Here is a 19,202-nt window from a genome sequence, read left to right on the forward strand (position 1 = left end):
GTTTAGATAATAAAAAAAGCATTACCCGCTCAAAACAAAGAGCAAGCAATGCTGAAATAACAAAAAACCGTACACGTCCGGTCTCATTGCTCACTCATAGTCGGACATTTACGGTGCCCGGTAGAAACTTGCGTGCCATATCCACGCGATTATATGAGTGTTCCTATCATATTGTTACAAATTATATCAAGATTCTAAGGTCTTGCATAGACAAAAATAAAAATTTCCGAACTTTAATTCTTTTTTTGAAAAAATCATTCGTTTTTTATGAATATTTTGATAATAAATTAGCCTGACGTTTGAAACGCCAGGCTTTTTCATTAAGATAAATACAGATTTGAGTATTTATTTTGCAAATAATCAATCAGGTAGCGTACATTCAGCTCTTCACCTGTTGCTTCTTTAATAATGTCTAATGGCTTTTTCCGTTTTCCGTGAATATGCACTTTTTCCGTCAGCCATTGTTTAATCGGATGAAACTCTCCTCTTTCCAAGAGAGTATCAAATTCAGGCAGATCATCGAGCATTTTATGTTTCAGCTGCGCTGCATACATATAACCAAGTGCATACGATGGGAAATAGCCAAAATCTCCACCCGCCCAGTGAACATCCTGCAGGATTCCCTCTGCATCCTCAGAAGGAGTAATACCTAAATAATCCTGATATTTTTGATTCCAAAGTGAAGGCAGTTCTTCCACTGATACTTCATTGCTGAAAATCGCTTTTTCAATTTCATATCGAATAATAATATGCAAAGGATACGTCAATTCATCCGCTTCAACTCTGATTAATGAAGGTTTTGATTCGTTGACAGCCCTAACAAAATCATCAAGCGATATGTTGCCGAACTGTTCAGGAGACGCTTCTTGTATTTTCTGATAGTATGGTGTCCAGAAATGCTTGTTGCGTCCAATAAAATTCTCGTAAAACAATGATTGAGATTCATGAATACCCATTGAAGCACCGTCTGATAAATTCGTCCCGCTCAGCGCTTCGTCAATATTTTGCTCGTAGATCGCATGACCGCATTCATGAATTGTGCCGAAAATAGCTGTCCGGAAATCTTTTTCATCATATCTCGTCGTCACCCGAACATCCCCGCGGTTCATTGTAGTCGCAAATGGATGAACGGTTTCATCAAGCCTTCCGCCGTCAAAATCGTAGCCGAGCTCTTGCAGGAAATAAAGGCTGAGTTCTTTTTGTTTTTCCTTAGGGAACACTTCACTGATAAAGCTTGTATCCGGTTTATTCTCTGAGGCTGACACTTGTTTGATAAGAGGAATGATCGCTTCTTTCAGCTCAGAAAACAGCTGATCAAGCACCTTGACTGTCACACCTGGTTCAAACAAATCAAGCAATGCATTATAAGGATGCTCTTCATAACCCCAATATTCAATAAATCGTTTATTGTATTCGACCAGCTCCTCCAAATAAGGGGCAAACAAGCTGAAATCAGATTTTCCTTTCGCTTCCTCCCATGCTGTTTCAGCCTTTGAACAAAGAATAACATATTCCCTGTATTCTGCTTCAGGAATTTTTTTGTTTTCTTCATACTCTTTTTTTGCCAGCTCTACAGCCTTTTTCGTATCTTCAGCCAAATCATCAAACCGTTCATAAAGCGCATCAATAAGCTCCTTCATCCGATCTGATATCTGGATATTGAATATATCTGTCGAAAGCTGACCGATGCTTTCAGCACGGTCCTCTGAGCCGTTTTTCGGCGCGCCTGTTCTGGAGTCCCAATGCATCAATGCAACCGCTTCACTATAATGTGAGATTCTTTTTAAAAGATCAAAAAATTCCTTTTCGTATGTATGTATCTCCATATCCATTCCCTCCCTATTCTAGCCGTTCCATTACAGGCTACTGGAAGGGTGTTTGAAAGTCAAATTGTTTGTATAAAAGGCTGCCGGTCTAGTTATCGGCAGCCTTCATCACTCAGTTTATCGTCATTTGATTGTTTGGCGGCGGCGGTGTTTTTCGTTTTTTTGCATTGATTTTTTTATCCGCCCACACTGTTGCCAGAGGTGTTAACAAAGAGGTGACAATAACGCTTGTCGCAATGATTGCAGTTGCCGATTCAGCAACAGGTGCAAACGCAGAATTCGCTTCCGCTAAGGCGTATGGCACGGCGACTGCCGCTCCCGCTGTGGATGAAGCTGCCACCCCCGCGACACCATCACCCCGGGCAATGAAACGATCAAGCAAATACAAGGAGCCGCCGGATAAGATGACAACAGATACACCGACCAAAATGCCTAATAACCCTGACTGAATCAGCATTCCAAAATTTAAAGTGTTCCCAAGTGAAAATGCAAAAAACGGAATGATTGCCGGCACTACCTTGCTGAATAAGTCTCTCAGATCATGATCAAGATTTCCAAGTATGCAGCCGAGCAAAAACGGGATGACTGTTGCCGCCAGCGTTTCCCACGGAAAAGCAGCCAGTCCGGTAACACCGAATGTAACCATGGTCATAAAAGGCCCAGATTCTGTGCTGATAAACGCGAATGCGCCGGCATCTTCTTTTCTGCCCATATGATTCATGAGCGCCAAATAGAGGCCGCCGTTCGTTTCATTCATCACTGCAACAATGGCTAGAACAGAAAGACCTGCAAAGAATCCGGATTGGATGCCTTCATCGGGTATAAATTGAGCCGCAATCACACCGAGCAGTGCCGCAAACCCGATCTTTCCCAATAATAAGGTAATCCCTTTTCTCGCAATATAGCCTGAAGAACGGAAATCAATCGTCGCTCCAACGCAAAAGATAAAAACGCCTAGTATGGGAAGGGTTCCTGTAATAAGCGCACCCGTAAACCCTCCAAAAAACTCTGCTGTTCCAGGCGCAAACGTATTAAGCGCTGCTCCCAGAAACAGCGGAATAATCATCATTCCGCCAGGTACCCGTTCAATTGTCGCTTTGATTTTCATATATATTCTCCCATCCTCTGGTTATGGAAAAACAATTATGTGGCTACACTTGGAAAACAGCCTGTAAATCCTCTTTTGAACAGCTTTCCAGCTGGCTTCCGACTCCGACGGCACCTGCCCCTGCCTTAAGCCATTCCGGAACCTCAGACGGATGGATTCCGCCAGTCGGTATAAAAGTAACCTGCGGAAAAGGGCCCGCTAAATTTTTCATAAAAGAAATGCCGAATACACCGCTTGGAAACAGCTTTAATGTAGTGAATCCGTATGTCAACGCTTTCATAATTTCGCTCGGTGTCAGTACGCCAGGGATATAATGCGTCTTCATAAACGATAGGTGTTCAGCAAGATCTGTTGAAAAACCCGGACTGACAATAAATTGTGCTCCTGCTTCCGCAGCTTCTCCCGCCTGCTGCGCAGAGATGACCGTGCCCGCTCCGATTAAGACATCTTCCCGATTTCTGTAGGACTCAATAATAGCAGAAGCTCCAGGTGTCGTATAAGTGACTTCAATTGCCCGAATCCCTTTATCTATCAAACTCTCAATCTGCTGACAGGCCTGCTGTTTATCCTTTGAACGAATGACTGCAATCAGCCTGGCTTCTTTCAGACGGTTTTCTACTACATTGGACTCCATATTAACAATCCCCTTTCTTGTGGTGAACTGTTCTTTGAGCAGATAGAAATGCGGCTAATTTTTCCCTTGTCGGCAGACCGTCCATGTCCCCCGGTGCCTGAACTTGCAATGCGCCGATCGCATTACCCCTTTGCACTGCATCCTTGTACGGCAAGCCATCAAGAATTCCGCTGATGACGCCGACAGCAAATCCGTCTCCGGCGCCGACTGTGTCAACAACCTGATCAACCCGGAAGCCTTCTGTATATCCTTCACTTTCCTTTGATTTAAAGTAAGCGCCTTCTTTTCCAAGTTTAATAGCGACAAAGCTGACACCTTTTTTCAGATAAAAATCTGCAATGCCTTCAGGCGTTTTTTTACCAGTCAATAGCTCTCCCTCTGCGATTCCAGGGAAGAACCAATCCGCAAGTCCCGCCAAATCATTAATCGTATGTGCCATTGTAGCTTGATCAGGCCAAAGTGCGGGTCTTAGGTTAGGATCTAATGAGATGGTTTTTCCAGCCTGTTTCATGTCTTTCATCACATAATAGGCGAATTCTTTCATATCGGCGGACAAAGCCGGGGGAATACCTGTAACATGCAGATGGTCTGCGCTTTGAAAATAGTCTCTTGGGTATTCGGCAGCTGTTAAAGTGCTTGCAGCCGAGTTCTTCCTGTAATAGGTTACCTCAGGATCGCCTTCTTTCACTTTGGACTTTAGCAGCAGCCCGGTTGGATTGCCATCCTGAGACCGGATCACGCGAGACACATCCACTCCCTCTTTTTTCAGCTCCTGAAGAATAAATGTTCCGAGCTGATCATTGCCGACTTTGCTCATCCAGCCCATTTGAAAGCCAAGTCTGGCCAGGCCGCAAGCCACATTGCTTTCTGCCCCGGCCAGTCCTTTTGAGAATGTGGAAGCTTCATGAAGGCCTCCGTACTCATTTGCGTAAAACATGGCCATCGATTCGCCGAAAGTAATCGCATCAAGCTTCATTTCCCAACCTCCCCTTAGTTGAGGGCACCTTGGATTAAAGTGACTTTCTCATGATGACTTTTGCCTCTAATTCGATGGTTTGAGGCGCTCCCTCGTCACCTTCAATCCTTTTTAATACGCGTTCCATCGCCGTCTTGCCCATATCATGTGACGGCTGGGCGATTGTTGTAATGCCCGGGCCGATGAGTTTATACCATTCCGTATCATCGAATCCGGCAATCCCTGTATCTTCGGGAATGCGCAGCCCTATTTCTTCCATACAGCTAATAATTTTCAGCATAATCAACCCATTTAAAGCAAGAATCGCTTTTTTTTGCTCAGGCATCTCATTCATAAAAGAACGCAGCGCCTTCTCAAGCTGCTCTTTGTCTTTGACGTCAATTTCATACATTCGCCTGAGTCCATTCACATTTCGCACCGCAGCAATCTCCTGATAAACAGCCGCTCTTTCCGCCCGGGGGCTGATGGATGCAATCGGTTCGGTAAACAGCGCGACATCTGTGTACCCTTTGCTGTAAATCTGCTGAAGGATCTCTTCAGTTATCCTTCTGTTGTCAGTCGTTACGGTATCCAGTTTCAGATCCGGCAATTTGCGGTCAATTAATACTGTCGGCACCTGCTGTTCGGCAAAGGAATATAAAATATCCTTGTTTTCCCCGGTTGCATTCAAAATCAGCCCTTCTACAGAGTGTGCTTCGAGCTTTAGCAGCATTTCCCGTTCTTTTTCAGGACTGTTATCAGTGTTGCACACCATTATGCTGTAGCCATATTGATCACAAACCTCTTCAACTCCCCTAAATGCTGCGACTGAAAAGGGATTTGTAATGTCGGCAACAACAAATCCGATTAATTTGCTTTTTTTTATTTTCAAACCTTGTGCCATTTTACTCGGCCGATAATTCAATTCAGTGATTGCCTTTTTTATGTTTTTTACCTTTTCAGGAGAAATTGCGTCAATTTTCCCGTTAATATAACGAGAAACGGTTGATTTTGATACTCCTGCAAATTCAGCTACGTCTTTGATGGTGATATGGCCTGTTGTTTTCTTTTTCATTCAAGTGCTCCTGTATCGTCTTATAATTTGAAACCGATTTCAAAACCGTTACAACACAAGAATACCATATTTTTTAAAATTGAAAAGTATTTTTTTAATAATGTGCTTATTCACAAAATTTCCGTTGACTCTTTTCTCTATTTATCCTAAAATTTTCTTTGAAACCGTTACCAAAAAATTTCATTCAAGTGATGCTGAAATCCTAACCAAGGGGGAAATCCAATGAAAAATCGTTACTCTGTACACCCTGAACAAGTAAAACGCTTTACAACCGAGGAGCTTCGCAGTCATTTTTTACTGGATACGTTATTTACGGAAAATAAGCTGACCATGTATTACTCCCATGAAGACCGCGTTGTGATAGGCGGTGCAGCACCCGGACAGAACGAACTGAAGCTTGATGCCGGAGACTTTCTTAAAACGGACTTTTTTCTGGAACGGCGTGAAATCGGTATTATTAACGTCGGTCAGCCTGGTGCGGTTAAAGTTGGCGATGATGAATATGTGCTTCAAACAAAGGATTTTCTATATATCGGGATGGGCAATCAGGATGTAGCATTTAAAAGCCTAAACGGAGAAACAGCAAAGTTTTACTTCGTCTCCTCGGGCGCGCATCAAAGCTATCCGACGCAAAAAGCCGCTCTTTCTGAACTGACACCGGACCGGCTCGGTGACGCAGCAGCATCAAATGTAAGAAGCTTGTACAAAGTCATTCATCAAGATGGCATTCAAAGCTGTCAGCTGATGATGGGGATCACGATGCTAGACGAAAACAATAACTGGAACACCATGCCGGCACACGTTCATGATCGCCGGATGGAGGCTTATCTCTACCTTGATCTTGAGAAGGATTCGAAGGTTTTTCACTTCATGGGTCAGCCGGATGAAACACGCCACCTTGTCGTCGGAAACGAGCAGGCTGTCCTTTCTCCTGCCTGGTCCATTCATTCTGGCGCAGGAACATCTAACTACAGTTTTGTATGGGCGATGGCTGGTGAAAACTACACATTTACGGACATGGATCTTGTGCCGATGGATGGGCTGAAATAAGATGAGTTATCTGCAAGAGGCATTTTCATTAGAAGGAAAAACGGCACTGGTGACAGGGCCGGGTACGGGAATCGGCCAAGGAATCGCCAAAGCGCTGGCAGGCGCCGGTGCTGATATTATCGGCACATCACATAAAAGCAGCCTCTCTGAAACACAGCAGCTTGTGGAACAAGAAGGCCGCACATTCACTTCCTTTACATTGGATATGAGTAAGCCTGATGCAATAAAGGATACAGCGGCTGAACTGTTTGAAACACAGCAAATCGACATCCTTGTCAATAACGCCGGGATTATTCACCGGGAAAAAGCGGACACTTTCGCTGAAGAGAATTGGCATAACGTGCTGAATGTGAACCTAAACAGCTTGTTTATCCTGACCCAGCTGGCGGGCAGACACATGCTGAAAAGAGGCCATGGGAAGGTAATCAATATTGCCTCTCTCCTCTCTTTTCAAGGCGGTATTCTAGTTCCAGCCTATACAGCAAGCAAACATGCCGTTGCTGGTTTAACAAAATCGTTTGCAAATGAGTGGGCCGCTTCCGGCGTACAAGTTAACGCGATAGCGCCTGGCTATATATCAACTGCCAATACACAGCCTATCCGGGATGATGAAAAGCGAAATGAAGACATTTTAAAAAGGATTCCTGCCGGCCGCTGGGGCAAAGCTGATGATATCGGCGGGACGGCTGTTTTTCTTGCATCTCGCGCTTCTGATTATGTCAATGGACATATTTTAGCAGTAGACGGCGGCTGGCTTGCGCGCTGACAAAATGAAAAAGCTGATGATCATGGATCATCAGCTTTTTTGTGATTACATCATATGCGGTTCAACAGGTAAGACCTTTTTCACTTCATCAATGATGCGTTCATTTTCTCCGCCCGCATAAATATGAATCGAGCCGCTGTCTTGATTGGAGCGAATCAGACGGCCAATCCCCTGCCGCACTCGCAACAGCATATACGGAAGGTCAACCTCTTCAAACGGGTCTTTTCTCGCACTGTTGCGTTTTGCCGTAAATACAGGGTCATGAGGCGGAAACGGCAGTGACCAGATCGTGACATTCTTCAATGCGTCACCAGGAATATCAAGCCCTTCCCATAGGTGAACTGAACATAAAACCGTTTCCTCTTCCCCTTGGAATTTTTCTACTAAGCTGCTGATTTCTTCGTCGCCTTCAAAGTAAATCGGATACGGCAGCTCCCAAGCAGCTGCGAGCTCCTTAAACTCGTTTAATTCCTCAAAAGACGGGAAGAGCACCAGCGTTCTGCCTTTATAGTGCTTAATTGTCTCTATTGTTTGAGCTGTTTTTTGTTCTGTGCTCATTTCTGTTTTCCCATAAAGGGTAACGGTCATTTGTTCGTCATAATCATAAGGAGAATCAACCGTTAACGATAAGTAATCGTGAATCCCCAGACTGTCCGCAATATAGTCAAACGAACCGCCTTCTGACAGCGTTGCAGAAGAAAAGATATACGGAATTTTCTTTGAAAACACTTTCTCGCCAAGCACTTCTGCTACTGTTCTCGGCATCACGACAAAAGTGGATTCCGCTTCCTTTTGCTCCAGCCAGCTGATCGCATCCTTTTGATATAAAGATAGTGAATACGCCATTTGCTCAACATATTCCTCTACGACTGACAGCTCGTATTGATCAATGGTGTACATTTCTGACTCAAATACGAGTGCTTCACCAATTTTATCAAGCAAACGGCACAGCTCGTCCGCCGCCTTTTTGACCCGCTGATCATTCTTTATTTCCAAACGGTGCGACCCGGCAACTTCTCTTGATTCTTCAGAAAGAACATAGAAAAATTCGTCGTTTGCCGCAAGTGCGTCTTCTATCAATTCAGCAAATTCTTCTCTAATGTCATTTTGAAGCAAACGTTCTAAAAATAATTCGAGAGTTGATTGCTTGACTCTGTAGGTCAATGCTTTTTGCGCAGCAAACTCTAACAGATGCCCTTCATCAAATACAACCGCACTATGATCAGGCAACAGCGGCAGCTGTCCCTCCCGTTTGCGCGATTCTTCCGTCCATACATGTTCCATATAGAAATCATGAGAACAAATGATCAAGTCTGTTGACTTGCGATAATAATCTCTTGATAGCGTCAAGCCGCATCTATGTCTCATATCACATGTCAGGCAATCTTGAAACGAGTCGTAGCTTACTTGCGACCATTCTTCATTCGAAAGGTTAGCGTACTGCTTTCGGTCACCATACGGATAAAACCGCTGCATGGCCTGTGACTCATGGACAAATGACGGTAAAGCTTCATAAAGATCAAGCCACTTTTCATCATCAGATCGCTGCATTGTTTTTTCAAGCTTTTTCAAGCATAGATACTGCTCATGTGATTTCGATAGCCTTGTGTCAATCTTAAGATCCAAATGTTCAGCCAGTTTCGAAATGTCTCCCTCTTTTTTCACAAGCTGTTCGATTAACGTTTCATCAGCACAAGCGATAATGGCGGGTTTTCCGACATATCTTGCATAGCTGATCGCAAAAAGAAGGTAAACAAGTGTTTTCCCCGTTCCTACTCCGGCTTCGGCAAACATGACTTTTTTCTCTTTAAACGCCCGTTCCAGCTGAAAAGCCATGAACACTTGCTCATCTCGAAGATCAAACCCTTTTTCGGGAAGAATATCGTAAAACACGTCACCAATCCAATTGTTCAATTCTTCATAAAAATTCTTTGTTTTCGTTAAAGAAAAAGGCAAACGTGATGTTGTCACCCAGTTCCAACCCCCAACTATTCGGCATTCAGACCATCAATATTATCATTTCCCGCCGCTGAATACAATAAAAAAACTTGGCAGTGCCAAGCTTTTTGTGACTTACTTTCGGTTGATCACATGCGAGGATAAAAAAGGATGGTCTGTTGAATGAATATGTTCCACCGCTTTTTCTAAATTATTTTGCGCATGTGAAATCACAGACGGAGACGCATCATCAGCTCTGAGCTCCTTCAGCTCGTTTGCGGTTGCGTCAAGCGCCCTTTGAATGAGATTAAAATGTTCGCTGTTCAGCATGAGATCACCTCTAATTGAAATAATCATCATTGTATGCGAACTTTTCATTTTATATACATGCTTTCCGCATGTTATCACTGAAATGTGCACAAACTACATCCGATACTCCGTCATGGACTATCCGTCTTATCAACAATATTCTATCAGGGAGTGATGTTGACATGAGTTATAAAGACCGATTAGATCAGCATTCTGAACTGTTTCATCACAATTGGACGCGGCCTAAACGTTCTAAGTCTCAAGTAAACGGTCACACCGAAATGTCCCAAACCAACATTATATTAAGAAGTAACGCGAAAGCGCACCGTTGGTAACGATAGAATATGGCTGAAAGATGAAAGAAGACGCATCCAGAGCGTCTTCTTTTTATGCGTGTTCCGTTTTATTACGCTGAGGTCTTACTTTAGACCAGTACTGATAGTAATCCGTTTTAATAAATCCATTAAAGAGCTTTCGTTTCTTCGTTGCTTTTCTTCCATATGCTTCCTCAAAATTTTCATTTGAAGTCAGCATATACACAGACCACGTATCAAGCGGCTCGAACGCCTGTCCCATTTCTTTGTACATTTGTTCGACAGCTTTTTTCTCTCCGAGACGTTCTCCGTACGGCGGATTTCCGACAATCACGCCAAACTCATGTTTTGTAGTGAAGTCCTTTACCTGCATTTGTTTAAATTCGATTAATTCGCTCAGTCCCGCTTCCTCTGCATTTTCTTTTGCGATTTGCACCATTCGGTGATCTACGTCACTGGCGAAAATCGTAAGCGGCTGATCATAATTTGCCTTTTCTTCGACTTCAAGACGTGCCTTGTCCCACAGATCTTTACCGATCCACTCCCAATCCTCTGAGACAAAATCGCGGTTAAATCCCGGGGCAATATTTTGGCCAATTAATGCGGCTTCAATCGCGATCGTTCCGGAACCGCAAAAAGGATCGACAAATGGACGGTCCGGAGTCCAATTTGTTAATTGCACCAAAGCGGCAGCAAGCGTTTCTTTAATGGGCGCGCCTCCCTGATCCACGCGGTATCCCCGTTTGTGGAGGCCTGTCCCTGACGTATCAAGTGTAATAACCGCCTGATCTTTCAATAAAGAAATTTCCACCTTATATTCGGCGCCTGTTTCTTCGATCCAGTCATTGGCTTTGCCGGACTGCAGCTTCAGCTTTTCAACAATCGCTTTTTTGACGATCCGCTGACAGTCGGGAACGCTTGCAAGTGTTGATTTAACGGATTTACCGATGACAGGAAATTTCCCGTTCTCCGGTATAAATGAACGCCAGTTAACCGCTTTCGTTTTTTCAAACAGCTCATCAAATGTTTTTGCTTGAAATGTAGCAACCTGAACTTTTACGCGGTCCGCCGTTCTCAGCCAAAGATTCGCACGGCAAATCGCAAGCGCATCTCCTTCAAAGATAACTTTTCCGTTATCAACCTTGCATTCATATCCTAAGTCACGAACTTCTTTTGCAACTACAGCTTCAATGCCCATCGGCGCTGTTGCAATTAGTGTATACTTCTTCATCGTATCACCCTGTCTTTTAAAACTTTTCTCTCATCAAGATAAAAGCTCTCCTTATACGGGAGAGCTTGATTTCATCATTTAATTTAAGTGGTCTAACGTTCTGTAAGCCATGTTTTGTTCCATCGTACTGCAATCGGCTTATCACCTCGTACTCAGGCGGCAATCATCTATCTACAGAAAGCATTCTGTCCTTCTCTCCGTTGAATTCCGTCAAGAAGGTTCCCCTACCAAAATTTGGGTTTCTCGCTCGAGGGGTTTACCGCGTTCCACTCTCACCATTTCTAGTGAGACTTCGTCACTGTGGCACTTTCAAGGATACTCAGCCATATCCAAAGGACGTAGGCTTTTTTCCTGCCGTCAGCCTATCAAGGCTGCCCTAGCTTATGACTTCGCTAGGCACGAACACTACGGGCATCTCAGCACCGTGCGAGCATGGACTTTCCTCTACAGATTCAAGATCTGCAGCGATTACCCGAACGTTAAGAACATGAATTATTATATAACAACTGATTGTCATTTACAAGCGCCATTTTTTTCAAGCGCAGATCAATCATAAAGCTTGCTGCCAAAAACATGCTTTTCTAAGTTAGACAGCCGTTTTAAGATATCAAAGTTCGTTGTGTTTGATTGCACTGGCTGTTTTTTGCTGGCTTCTTCAAGCTGTTTTTTCAGCTGCAAATTTTCCTGCTGCAGTTCTTCAATTTCTTGATGGAAGGTTTCATAATCCTTAATGATCATATCTAAAAATTTGTCAACGTCTTCTTGTTTGTAACCTCTAACGCCTGTTTTAAATTCTTTTTCCAAAATGTCTTTCGCAGAAAGCTTTACTTTATCAGCAAGCATCTTTTTCACCTCGTATCGTGAATCATCATCTTATATTTTTTCAGAAATCTGGACGATTGTCAAATTTCTCTTTCTTTGTTATGAGAAGCTGTCTTCCTCTACTGTCACTCTCAGATCATCCATTGTGATAAAGTAGATCGGATAGCCATCCTGTTCGCGTCTTTTTTCCGCTGTCTCAAGCATATACTTTGGGGAACCTGCCATTTCAGAGTCATATAAAAGCATAAGCGCGTCAGACTTATCAATGAAGAACTGATTTTTTTGTTTGAACTGAAGCGGGCTTTCATACGGACGATGAGTCAGGCTTTCCTCGTAGTCCGCCTGGGCCAGAACAGCTTCATACAGTTCCTTATTCGGCTCTTTCCAGTTCTTTTCCTGCTCGTAAAATGGTGTGATGACAGCAACCTTTAAGTCAGGGTATTCTTCTTGCAAATCATATGCAACTTCGGCCGACCAGAGTTCTGTTCCAAGCTGCCCTGAGATTAAAATCCATTCTAATCCTTCATCCAAAAAAGCAATCAGCCGGTTCTTAATGGCTTTTTTTATGTAATACAGCGCCTTGTCATCCTGTTTAAATATCCCGAGTTCAAACGGTTTATATCCTGTTATCGCTAATACTTTCATCTTTTCACCTGCTTTAAAAAATGGGGCTCCCATTGGGCCCCATTTGATGTGCTGCGTTGGTTTACACCATCAAGCTGCACGTTTCCATACTAGTAATCGCAACAAGGTCTTCCTGCTTGAAAATGCTGATGCGTAGCCGGATCAACATTTGAGAAAGTGTGTGGAAAGTAGTGAACGTGCTGGAAATGCTGGTGATTTACGTTTGTTGTGTGCTGTGGGTGAATGTGCGGCACGATTGTTTTTGAAAACGTATGGTGTTCACAGCAATGAGTAGGATGGACAATCGGCGCCATCATGTGCGGTCTGCAGTGATGCATGATTTAAAATCCCCTTTCCATAAACTTTATTACAATACTAAGCTATGAAAAATAGAGGGTACATGTTCTGATGCAAAGACCTATTTTAAAAGTGTGCAATTAAGCTGTCTTTAAAGTTTGAAAATACGAAAGCAATCAAAAACACAACGACGAAGAACAAATAAAAAACACCCTTATACATACCAACTCTCCCTTTAAAAATAACTAACGTCATTTTACAGGATTCGCCGGTATTCTACAACAAAATCGATGTGAATCCAGCAAAAAAATTTCATGGCGAAAGAAGTCGTCTTTTGCGCTTTCCCGGGGAATATTCAAGAGGAATATTTCCTCTTCAGACGGGCAATTCTCACGTGCAGATTTTCCGTTTCTTTTTCTGATAAGGACGCCTCATCGGCAAGTAATTGTTCAGCTGTATGTAAAGCTTTCCCGAATTCCTTTTTCTTATGCTCAAAATATTTCGCAAGCTCTATCGCTGAAGTGTACCTGCATTTCTGGTGCTGAGAATGAGATAGTTTCTCCCAAAGCGGGACTGCATCTTCTAGGCGGTTTTGTTTTTTGTACAGCATTGATAAATCTAAAAGGGCTCTGTCTTTATTTTCAAATGACTTTTCTTTAAGTCTTTCAAGCTGATTGACTGCTTGGCCTGTTTCCTTATGGACCATAAACCATTTCGCCATTGCGTAAGCTTCATCATGCTCTTTTGGCATATCAGAAGCGGAAAGAATTTTCTTTGACATATGAATGTACAGTGAAATTAACGACAGCACATCCATCTCATTATGGTGCAGCACACCCTTTAAAAGATCCGGTTCCTGTGCCTTAATAAAATGAAAGTACAGCATCGGTGCCAAATAGCCCGGGGTGTCTTCTTTTCTGCGTACGCCGAGCTCTTCTTTTTCAACTGAGCCAAGCGACACGCGTTCCATTTTGTGCTTCCACAAACGCCTTGCTCCATGCAAGAGGTCAAAATGTCCGAATTCCGGGAGCTTCGGAACTCTGTCACGAATCAGTGTATGCCTTGTTTTTACCTGCGGCCAATCAAAAGCTTTTCCGTTGTAGGTAACAAGTGATGTAATATCAACCTCGCTTAAAAAGCTCTGATACAAGGCGACTTCATTCCCCGGTTTGGGCAGAAGATGCTGTTTGATTACCACTTGATCTTTATATACCCTTGCATGGCCGAGCAAAAAAATCGTATTGCCGGCTCCACCGCCAAGACCTGTTGTTTCTGTATCAAAGAAAAAGAGGCTGTTGTTTTCATATCCTTTTGCAGATAGTGTATGCGACAGGCTGCTTTTATTCCATAACGCGATGACTTCATCAAGCTCGGAAAAACAGTAATGTCCGTGCCGATGGGAGAGCGGATATTCTACTTCCCTGATCAAACAGTATTCATCCTCAAAGAAGAAAGGCTTCACGCCATAAGCCTCCCACTCTTTAAGAAACGGTATATCAGAGCGAATGTCTGAGGTTCCATTCTCTTCTATCTTGTGTTCTGCTTCCTCCAGCACCATATGTTTTTTCATACGCTGGAGTTTTCCTTTTAACGACATGCCTAACCTCCTTTCCTTATGACATTTGGTCCAACAGCTGCAAAATTCGTTCCTTGGCTTTAATTCCTTCTATTTCAGTACCTATACAAGACGGACAGCCATCATGACAAGGACATTGTTTTATCAGCCGCTTAGCCGCTTCATTAATGTCAGCAAACCGTGTAAAGACTTCCTCTGCCAAGCCGATTCCGCCCGGATAATGGTCATACAAAAATACCGTTGGCAAACCGGTATGGGCAGCTTTGATTTGCGAAACGACATGGACATCATTTCGGTCACACATAATATACACAGGGACAATATGCTGCAAAACATTCGATATGCCGAGAAGCAGCTGTTCGAGTGTCTTTTCTCCAATGTCTTCATCAATTGTTTTGATTTCAAGCCAAGCCGCACTCGTGTGGAGTTCTTCTTCCGGTAAATGGATAGGGCCTGATCCGATATTTTCAAAAGTAGTCATCTTAATCTTTTTAAAAATAGTGGGCAATGCATTTACCGTAACATCGCCGTAATGTAGGGATGTACGGCTCCTCTCTTTTGTTTTGTCAATTTCCAGCACCTTCAGCTGGACTGCCAGATTGGCATCCGTGTAATATTCCACATCAACTCTTCTGACATAAGCCTTTTTATGATCCCAATCAAGCTTTTCCACCTGGAATTGCACGCCTTCATGCAAATAAATCGCTTCATCATGAAGAAGCGTCATCGCACTAAACCGATCCATTTCACCGATGATTCTCACATTCGCAATATCCGTTTGATCGACAATGACCACATTTTCTTGTGAAGCCGAACGCAGACTGATATTGGAAGCAGGAAACGATTCGTTTGCCCAATGATAACGTTCCCCATTGCGGTGCAGAACACCTTCTTCCTGAAGGTACTCGAGAATATCACTGACGTCCAGCGGCCCAAACTCTTCATCGGCTTTAAAAGGAAGTTCATAAGAAGCGCATTTTAAGTGATCAACTAAAATAATTAGATTCTCTGGGTTGATTCTTGCCGATTCCGGCGAACGGTCAAAAAAGTATTCAGGATGGCGCACAATATACTGGTCAATCGGCGTTGAATTAGCCACCATGACAATCAAGGACTCACCGTGTCTTCTGCCGGCTCTTCCCGCCTGCTGCCACGCACTTGCCACACTTCCGGGATAACCGGTCATGATACAGACCTGCAGCTGACCGATATCAACCCCGAGCTCCAGCGCATTTGTGCTGACAACCCCAAGAATTTCGCCATCTCGCAGTCCTCTTTCGATTTCTCTTCGTTCTTTTGGAAGATATCCTCCCCGATAGCCTCTGATAGACTTTGCCCCGATCTCTTTTTTCACCAGTTCCTGAATATGGCTTAAAATAATTTCGACACGGACTCTGCTTCTGGCAAATACAATGGTCTGCACTCTGTTCTTCAGGAACTCTTTCGCCAGCTCATTTACTTCTACTGTTGCGCTTTTTCTGATGTTAAGCGGCTGATTAACAATTGGCGGATTATAAAATACAAAGTGCTTCCGTCCGCTTGGCGCACCGTTGTCATCAACCAGCCTCATTGAGTTTCCGGTCAGCTGCTCTCCCAATTCCTTCGGATTCGCGATCGTTGCCGAGGTACAAATAAAGATCGGGTCACTTCCATAAAATCGGCAGATCCGTTTCAGCCGGCGGATTACATTTGCCACATGGCTTCCGAATACACCGCGATACGTGTGCAGCTCGTCTATCACAATATATTTAAGGTTTTCAAACAGACTCACCCATTTTGTATGATGCGGAAGAATTGCCGAGTGGAGCATATCAGGGTTTGTAATCACAATGTGCCCTGCTTTTCTGACTTTTTGTCTGATCGCCGGAGATGTATCTCCGTCATATGTAAAACTTTTAATATCAATGCCCATCTCATCAATGATTTCATTGAGCTCACTTTTTTGATCCTGGGCCAGCGCTTTAGTAGGAAATAAATATAACGCCCGGTTTGTATCGTCCTCAGCGATAGATTGCAGGACAGGCAGGTTGTAGCATAATGTTTTCCCGGATGCCGTAGGCGTTACAGTTACAATGCTTTCACCTTTTTGCACATATTGAAAAGCGGCATATTGGTGGGTATATAAGGCATCAATTCCCCTTTTGGAAAGGGCTGTTTTGAGTCTCTCATCTATACGTTCAGGCATCGGTCTTGTCCTTGCTTCACGAGGCTCAATTTCATGCCAGTTCACAACGTTTTCATTTCCTTTCAATTCAGAAATGAGTTCAGTCAGTGATTTCTTTTTCATTCTTTACACCTCTTTATCAAGTACAGTTTACCGAATATTTGTTTGCATGGCTAGGTGCAAATTTTATACAATCGGACAACAAAAAAGCAAGGCATCCGCCCTGCTTATTTCGCTCTTATTGTGAGCAGCTTTGTTTCGCCTTTGTGTGCAGCCTTTTCGCCTGCAGGCTCTATTGTTTCCACAGCTTCCCCATTCATAATGACGATTGGGATGACTGTGCTGCTCGCTTTTTCTTTTATTAACTCCAAATCACACGTGATGAGCGGGTCGCCGACCTTTACTTTGTCACCTTCTTTAATGTGAGCAGTAAATCCTTCTCCATTCATATTTACGGTTTCTAATCCGACGTGAATTAACAGCTCGATTCCCGTACGTGTCCGGATGCCCACGGCGTGTTTTGTATGAAACAGCTGAATCACTTCACCTTCAGCAGGTGAAACAATTTCACCATTAGAGGGTTCAACTGCAATTCCTTCGCCCATCATTTTTTGTGAAAAAACAGGATCCGGCACATCTGTCAGATCCATTACCGTCCCGTCTGCCGGAGAATAGATGACCTCTTCCGAAATTTTTTCCTCTGATTTTCCCATTCCGAATAATTTTTTCAGCAATGTGTTATCTCCCTTCCAATTCATCAACCGTTATCCCTTCATTCACCACCTATTTAACCACACTTTCAATTTCGCTTCAATTTATAACAACATCCGGCACAAACGCATAGTCTGATAAAAAAAGGCGGTGGCTCATTTGGAATGTAAAGATGACAAAAAGAATGAATTGTCTAAGAAAGAAGAGATCATCAATCAAGCAATGGACCATCTGTTTCAGTCTTCTGCATTAGGAAATCTTTTACATGGTTTTCAAAACTTGATCGACTCTAGTTTCAAAGATGTACAGACAACGATAGACGTCAGAGAAAGTGATGACGGGCTGTATGTTGATATCACAATTCCAGCAACGTTTCGAGACGGCGAGATTCTCATCGACATTAAGTCCCGGTACCTCCATGTAACGCTTCAGGAAAAACAGAAGGAGCAAAACGCCTCCACATTAACAAGCATGACAAGAACCGTACAGCTGCCTTATGAGGTCCACCAGGAAGAAATGGTAACGTCATGGAGTGAGCAGACAATGACGCTTTTCTTCCCAACAAATAAGCATGAATGATTTGATTCATTCATGCTTCTGTTATTTGAAAAAGCTGGTAAATCCCTTTATTAATGAGCCGACTTGATTCATGGCACTCATGACTTGGCCTGTCGTATCCATCATTTTATTAAAGTCCAACTGCCCGTTTGCTTTTTTGAATTGTGACATAATACTTTGAACCTGTGAAGGCTGCTGCTGATTCGGTCTCGGAATAGGATAAGGATTAGGAAATACCGGCGGCTGCATAGGCATAGACTGAGGCGGAATATACGGCTGATAAAACTCCTGTTGTCCGTAATGCTGCGGAACGTACTGTTCAGAATGAACAGGCGCATTCTGCTGATAATATCCCTGCACTTGCTGAGGATAATAATAACCCAATTGCCGAGGATCGTTTTGAGGTCTCCTTTTCATTGCGATTTCCCCCCTAAACTCAACAGTTTCTCTCCTATATATGTATGAATCATTTCTTTTGTTTGTGTCTGATGCCATCAAGCGTGTTTGTCAAATTGTGTCGAAAGTTTAAATTTTTTAAAAACAGAAAAAAGTCGAATCATTATGATACCATATTTTCAATACAGATGAGAGGGGATGCACCATAATGAACGTATCATACTTAAGCAAACGTTTTGCAGAAATGAAGAAATATGAAACAGACTGTGTGAATAAACTGATGGACTTTGCCAAGTTCCTCTATATTCAAGGACACCTCAACGCAACTGAATTTCGTAACAGTATGAAGGTTCTGGAAGCAAATGGAGCAGAAAGCCCGGCATATGAGTTGAGTTAATGTCCGGCCCCCTATAATAAAAATGAAGACAGCCTTTATTGGCTGTCTTCACTTGCAATTTCATCCTTCACTGTCTGCAATGTGTAAATGACTGATTCAGTGATGTCTTTGAATCGCTTTTTATGAATATGATGAACATATGATTGAAGAATCAATTCCAGGAAATTATCTTTTGCGGTCTCTATCTGCTCAGCATGCACATATTTCGGGCGGCGAGCCTTTATAAATTCAAGCGCCCCTTCCGCCCAGTGAGCTGCCAGGGCATCATTCTCCTCCACAGCAGGCTTTATCGTCTCAAAAAAATCGTACGAATGGTTATTTTCTTTCCCTTCCTGATATCGTGCAGCACCTGTTTCAGCGGCTTCAATCATTTGCTCGGTAACTTTCAGCAATGTTTGTGGTTGCAACATCCTTCACCTCAAAGCTTATCGTACCAAATTTTGCTCATAAA

At 43.2% G+C, this 19,202-nt stretch carries 22 protein-coding genes, 1 other RNA gene and 1 riboswitch; of the genes, 5 read left to right on the plus strand and 18 right to left on the minus strand.

What is annotated here, in order from left to right:
* Window positions 1-77 precede the first annotated feature (77 nt).
* Window positions 78-177, minus strand: a riboswitch (purine riboswitch).
* A gap of 143 nt (window positions 178-320) precedes the next feature.
* The 5 genes from WA325_RS02775 to WA325_RS02795 all read right to left on the minus strand — a co-directional run bounded on the left by WA325_RS02775 (window position 321) and on the right by WA325_RS02795 (window position 5,598).
* Entirely contained in the window at window positions 321-1,826 is a 1,506-nt protein-coding gene (locus tag WA325_RS02775) for a carboxypeptidase M32 (RefSeq protein ID WP_336183180.1), read from the minus strand.
* A gap of 112 nt (window positions 1,827-1,938) precedes the next feature.
* Entirely contained in the window at window positions 1,939-2,934 is a 996-nt protein-coding gene (gene kdgT / locus WA325_RS02780) for a 2-keto-3-deoxygluconate transporter (protein ID WP_024121814.1), read from the minus strand.
* Between the two features lie 43 nt (window positions 2,935-2,977).
* Window positions 2,978-3,568, minus strand: a complete 591-nt coding sequence (gene eda, locus WA325_RS02785; RefSeq protein ID WP_336183181.1) for a bifunctional 4-hydroxy-2-oxoglutarate aldolase/2-dehydro-3-deoxy-phosphogluconate aldolase — start codon at window positions 3,566-3,568, stop codon at window positions 2,978-2,980.
* A 1-nt stretch (window position 3,569) separates the two neighbouring features.
* The gene (gene kdgK / locus WA325_RS02790; protein ID WP_024121816.1) at window positions 3,570-4,544 is read right to left on the minus strand and encodes a 2-dehydro-3-deoxygluconokinase; all 975 of its coding nucleotides are present in this window, start codon (window positions 4,542-4,544) and stop codon (window positions 3,570-3,572) included.
* Window positions 4,545-4,578: 34 nt separating this feature from the next.
* The gene (locus WA325_RS02795; protein WP_105954977.1) at window positions 4,579-5,598 is read right to left on the minus strand and encodes a LacI family DNA-binding transcriptional regulator; all 1,020 of its coding nucleotides are present in this window, start codon (window positions 5,596-5,598) and stop codon (window positions 4,579-4,581) included.
* A 222-nt stretch (window positions 5,599-5,820) separates the two neighbouring features.
* Here WA325_RS02795 and kduI point away from each other — a divergent pair, with 222 nt between their 5' ends.
* Both kduI and kduD read left to right on the plus strand, forming a co-directional pair.
* Window positions 5,821-6,648: a 5-dehydro-4-deoxy-D-glucuronate isomerase gene (kduI, locus tag WA325_RS02800; RefSeq protein WP_105954976.1), complete on the plus strand. Its 828-nt coding sequence runs from the start codon at window positions 5,821-5,823 to the stop codon at window positions 6,646-6,648.
* A 1-nt stretch (window position 6,649) separates the two neighbouring features.
* Window positions 6,650-7,414: a 2-dehydro-3-deoxy-D-gluconate 5-dehydrogenase KduD gene (kduD, locus tag WA325_RS02805; protein ID WP_202852557.1), complete on the plus strand. Its 765-nt coding sequence runs from the start codon at window positions 6,650-6,652 to the stop codon at window positions 7,412-7,414.
* A gap of 45 nt (window positions 7,415-7,459) precedes the next feature.
* On the opposite strand, the gene WA325_RS02810 is transcribed toward kduD, so the two are convergent.
* Entirely contained in the window at window positions 7,460-9,385 is a 1,926-nt protein-coding gene (locus tag WA325_RS02810) for an ATP-dependent DNA helicase (protein ID WP_336183182.1), read from the minus strand.
* A gap of 102 nt (window positions 9,386-9,487) precedes the next feature.
* Window positions 9,488-9,682 (minus strand): hypothetical protein, encoded by a 195-nt coding sequence (locus tag WA325_RS02815; protein ID WP_024121821.1) that lies wholly within the window; start codon window positions 9,680-9,682, stop codon window positions 9,488-9,490.
* Window positions 9,683-9,843: 161 nt separating this feature from the next.
* Here WA325_RS02815 and WA325_RS02820 point away from each other — a divergent pair, with 161 nt between their 5' ends.
* Window positions 9,844-9,996, plus strand: a complete 153-nt coding sequence (locus WA325_RS02820; protein ID WP_003153548.1) for a YpzG family protein — start codon at window positions 9,844-9,846, stop codon at window positions 9,994-9,996.
* A gap of 52 nt (window positions 9,997-10,048) precedes the next feature.
* On the opposite strand, the gene WA325_RS02825 is transcribed toward WA325_RS02820, so the two are convergent.
* The 9 genes from WA325_RS02825 to WA325_RS02865 form a co-directional block, all read right to left on the minus strand.
* On the minus strand, window positions 10,049-11,206 hold the full coding sequence (locus tag WA325_RS02825) for a THUMP domain-containing class I SAM-dependent RNA methyltransferase (RefSeq protein ID WP_101864421.1): 1,158 nt from the start codon (window positions 11,204-11,206) through the stop codon (window positions 10,049-10,051).
* Between the two features lie 98 nt (window positions 11,207-11,304).
* Window positions 11,305-11,686: RNase P RNA component class B (gene rnpB, locus WA325_RS02830), an RNA gene on the minus strand.
* A gap of 66 nt (window positions 11,687-11,752) precedes the next feature.
* Window positions 11,753-12,049, minus strand: a complete 297-nt coding sequence (gene gpsB / locus WA325_RS02835; protein ID WP_010334692.1) for a cell division regulator GpsB — start codon at window positions 12,047-12,049, stop codon at window positions 11,753-11,755.
* Between the two features lie 78 nt (window positions 12,050-12,127).
* Complete coding sequence (locus WA325_RS02840; protein ID WP_024121823.1) at window positions 12,128-12,673, minus strand: DUF1273 domain-containing protein; 546 nt, start codon at window positions 12,671-12,673, stop codon at window positions 12,128-12,130.
* A gap of 89 nt (window positions 12,674-12,762) precedes the next feature.
* Window positions 12,763-12,990, minus strand: coding sequence for a spore coat protein CotD (gene cotD / locus WA325_RS02845; protein WP_081638329.1), 228 nt, complete (start codon window positions 12,988-12,990; stop codon window positions 12,763-12,765).
* Between the two features lie 85 nt (window positions 12,991-13,075).
* On the minus strand, window positions 13,076-13,204 hold the full coding sequence (locus WA325_RS02850; RefSeq protein WP_003230707.1) for a hypothetical protein: 129 nt from the start codon (window positions 13,202-13,204) through the stop codon (window positions 13,076-13,078).
* A 100-nt stretch (window positions 13,205-13,304) separates the two neighbouring features.
* The gene (locus WA325_RS02855) at window positions 13,305-14,546 is read right to left on the minus strand and encodes a ribonuclease H-like domain-containing protein (protein WP_336183183.1); all 1,242 of its coding nucleotides are present in this window, start codon (window positions 14,544-14,546) and stop codon (window positions 13,305-13,307) included.
* 16 nt (window positions 14,547-14,562) lie between these two features.
* Entirely contained in the window at window positions 14,563-16,812 is a 2,250-nt protein-coding gene (gene mrfA, locus WA325_RS02860; RefSeq protein ID WP_105991750.1) for an ATP-dependent helicase MrfA, read from the minus strand.
* A gap of 104 nt (window positions 16,813-16,916) precedes the next feature.
* Window positions 16,917-17,423: a PTS sugar transporter subunit IIA gene (locus tag WA325_RS02865; protein WP_336183184.1), complete on the minus strand. Its 507-nt coding sequence runs from the start codon at window positions 17,421-17,423 to the stop codon at window positions 16,917-16,919.
* A 136-nt stretch (window positions 17,424-17,559) separates the two neighbouring features.
* On the opposite strand from WA325_RS02865, the gene WA325_RS02870 reads away from it, so the two are divergent.
* Window positions 17,560-17,979, plus strand: coding sequence for an Hsp20/alpha crystallin family protein (locus WA325_RS02870; protein WP_095713161.1), 420 nt, complete (start codon window positions 17,560-17,562; stop codon window positions 17,977-17,979).
* Between the two features lie 21 nt (window positions 17,980-18,000).
* Here WA325_RS02870 and WA325_RS02875 read toward each other — a convergent pair whose 3' ends face one another.
* Entirely contained in the window at window positions 18,001-18,375 is a 375-nt protein-coding gene (locus tag WA325_RS02875) for a YppG family protein (RefSeq protein ID WP_336183185.1), read from the minus strand.
* Between the two features lie 187 nt (window positions 18,376-18,562).
* Between WA325_RS02875 and WA325_RS02880 the strand changes: the two genes are divergently transcribed.
* A complete protein-coding gene (locus WA325_RS02880) occupies window positions 18,563-18,751 on the plus strand; it encodes a YppF family protein (RefSeq protein WP_105991748.1) in 189 nt (62 codons plus the stop codon).
* 35 nt (window positions 18,752-18,786) lie between these two features.
* Here WA325_RS02880 and WA325_RS02885 read toward each other — a convergent pair whose 3' ends face one another.
* Complete coding sequence (locus WA325_RS02885; RefSeq protein WP_105991747.1) at window positions 18,787-19,158, minus strand: YppE family protein; 372 nt, start codon at window positions 19,156-19,158, stop codon at window positions 18,787-18,789.
* Window positions 19,159-19,202: the final 44 nt, after the last annotated feature.

This window comes from Bacillus sp. 205(2023) (assembly GCF_037027485.1).
In the GTDB taxonomy this organism is placed as follows: domain Bacteria; phylum Bacillota; class Bacilli; order Bacillales; family Bacillaceae; genus Bacillus; species Bacillus halotolerans.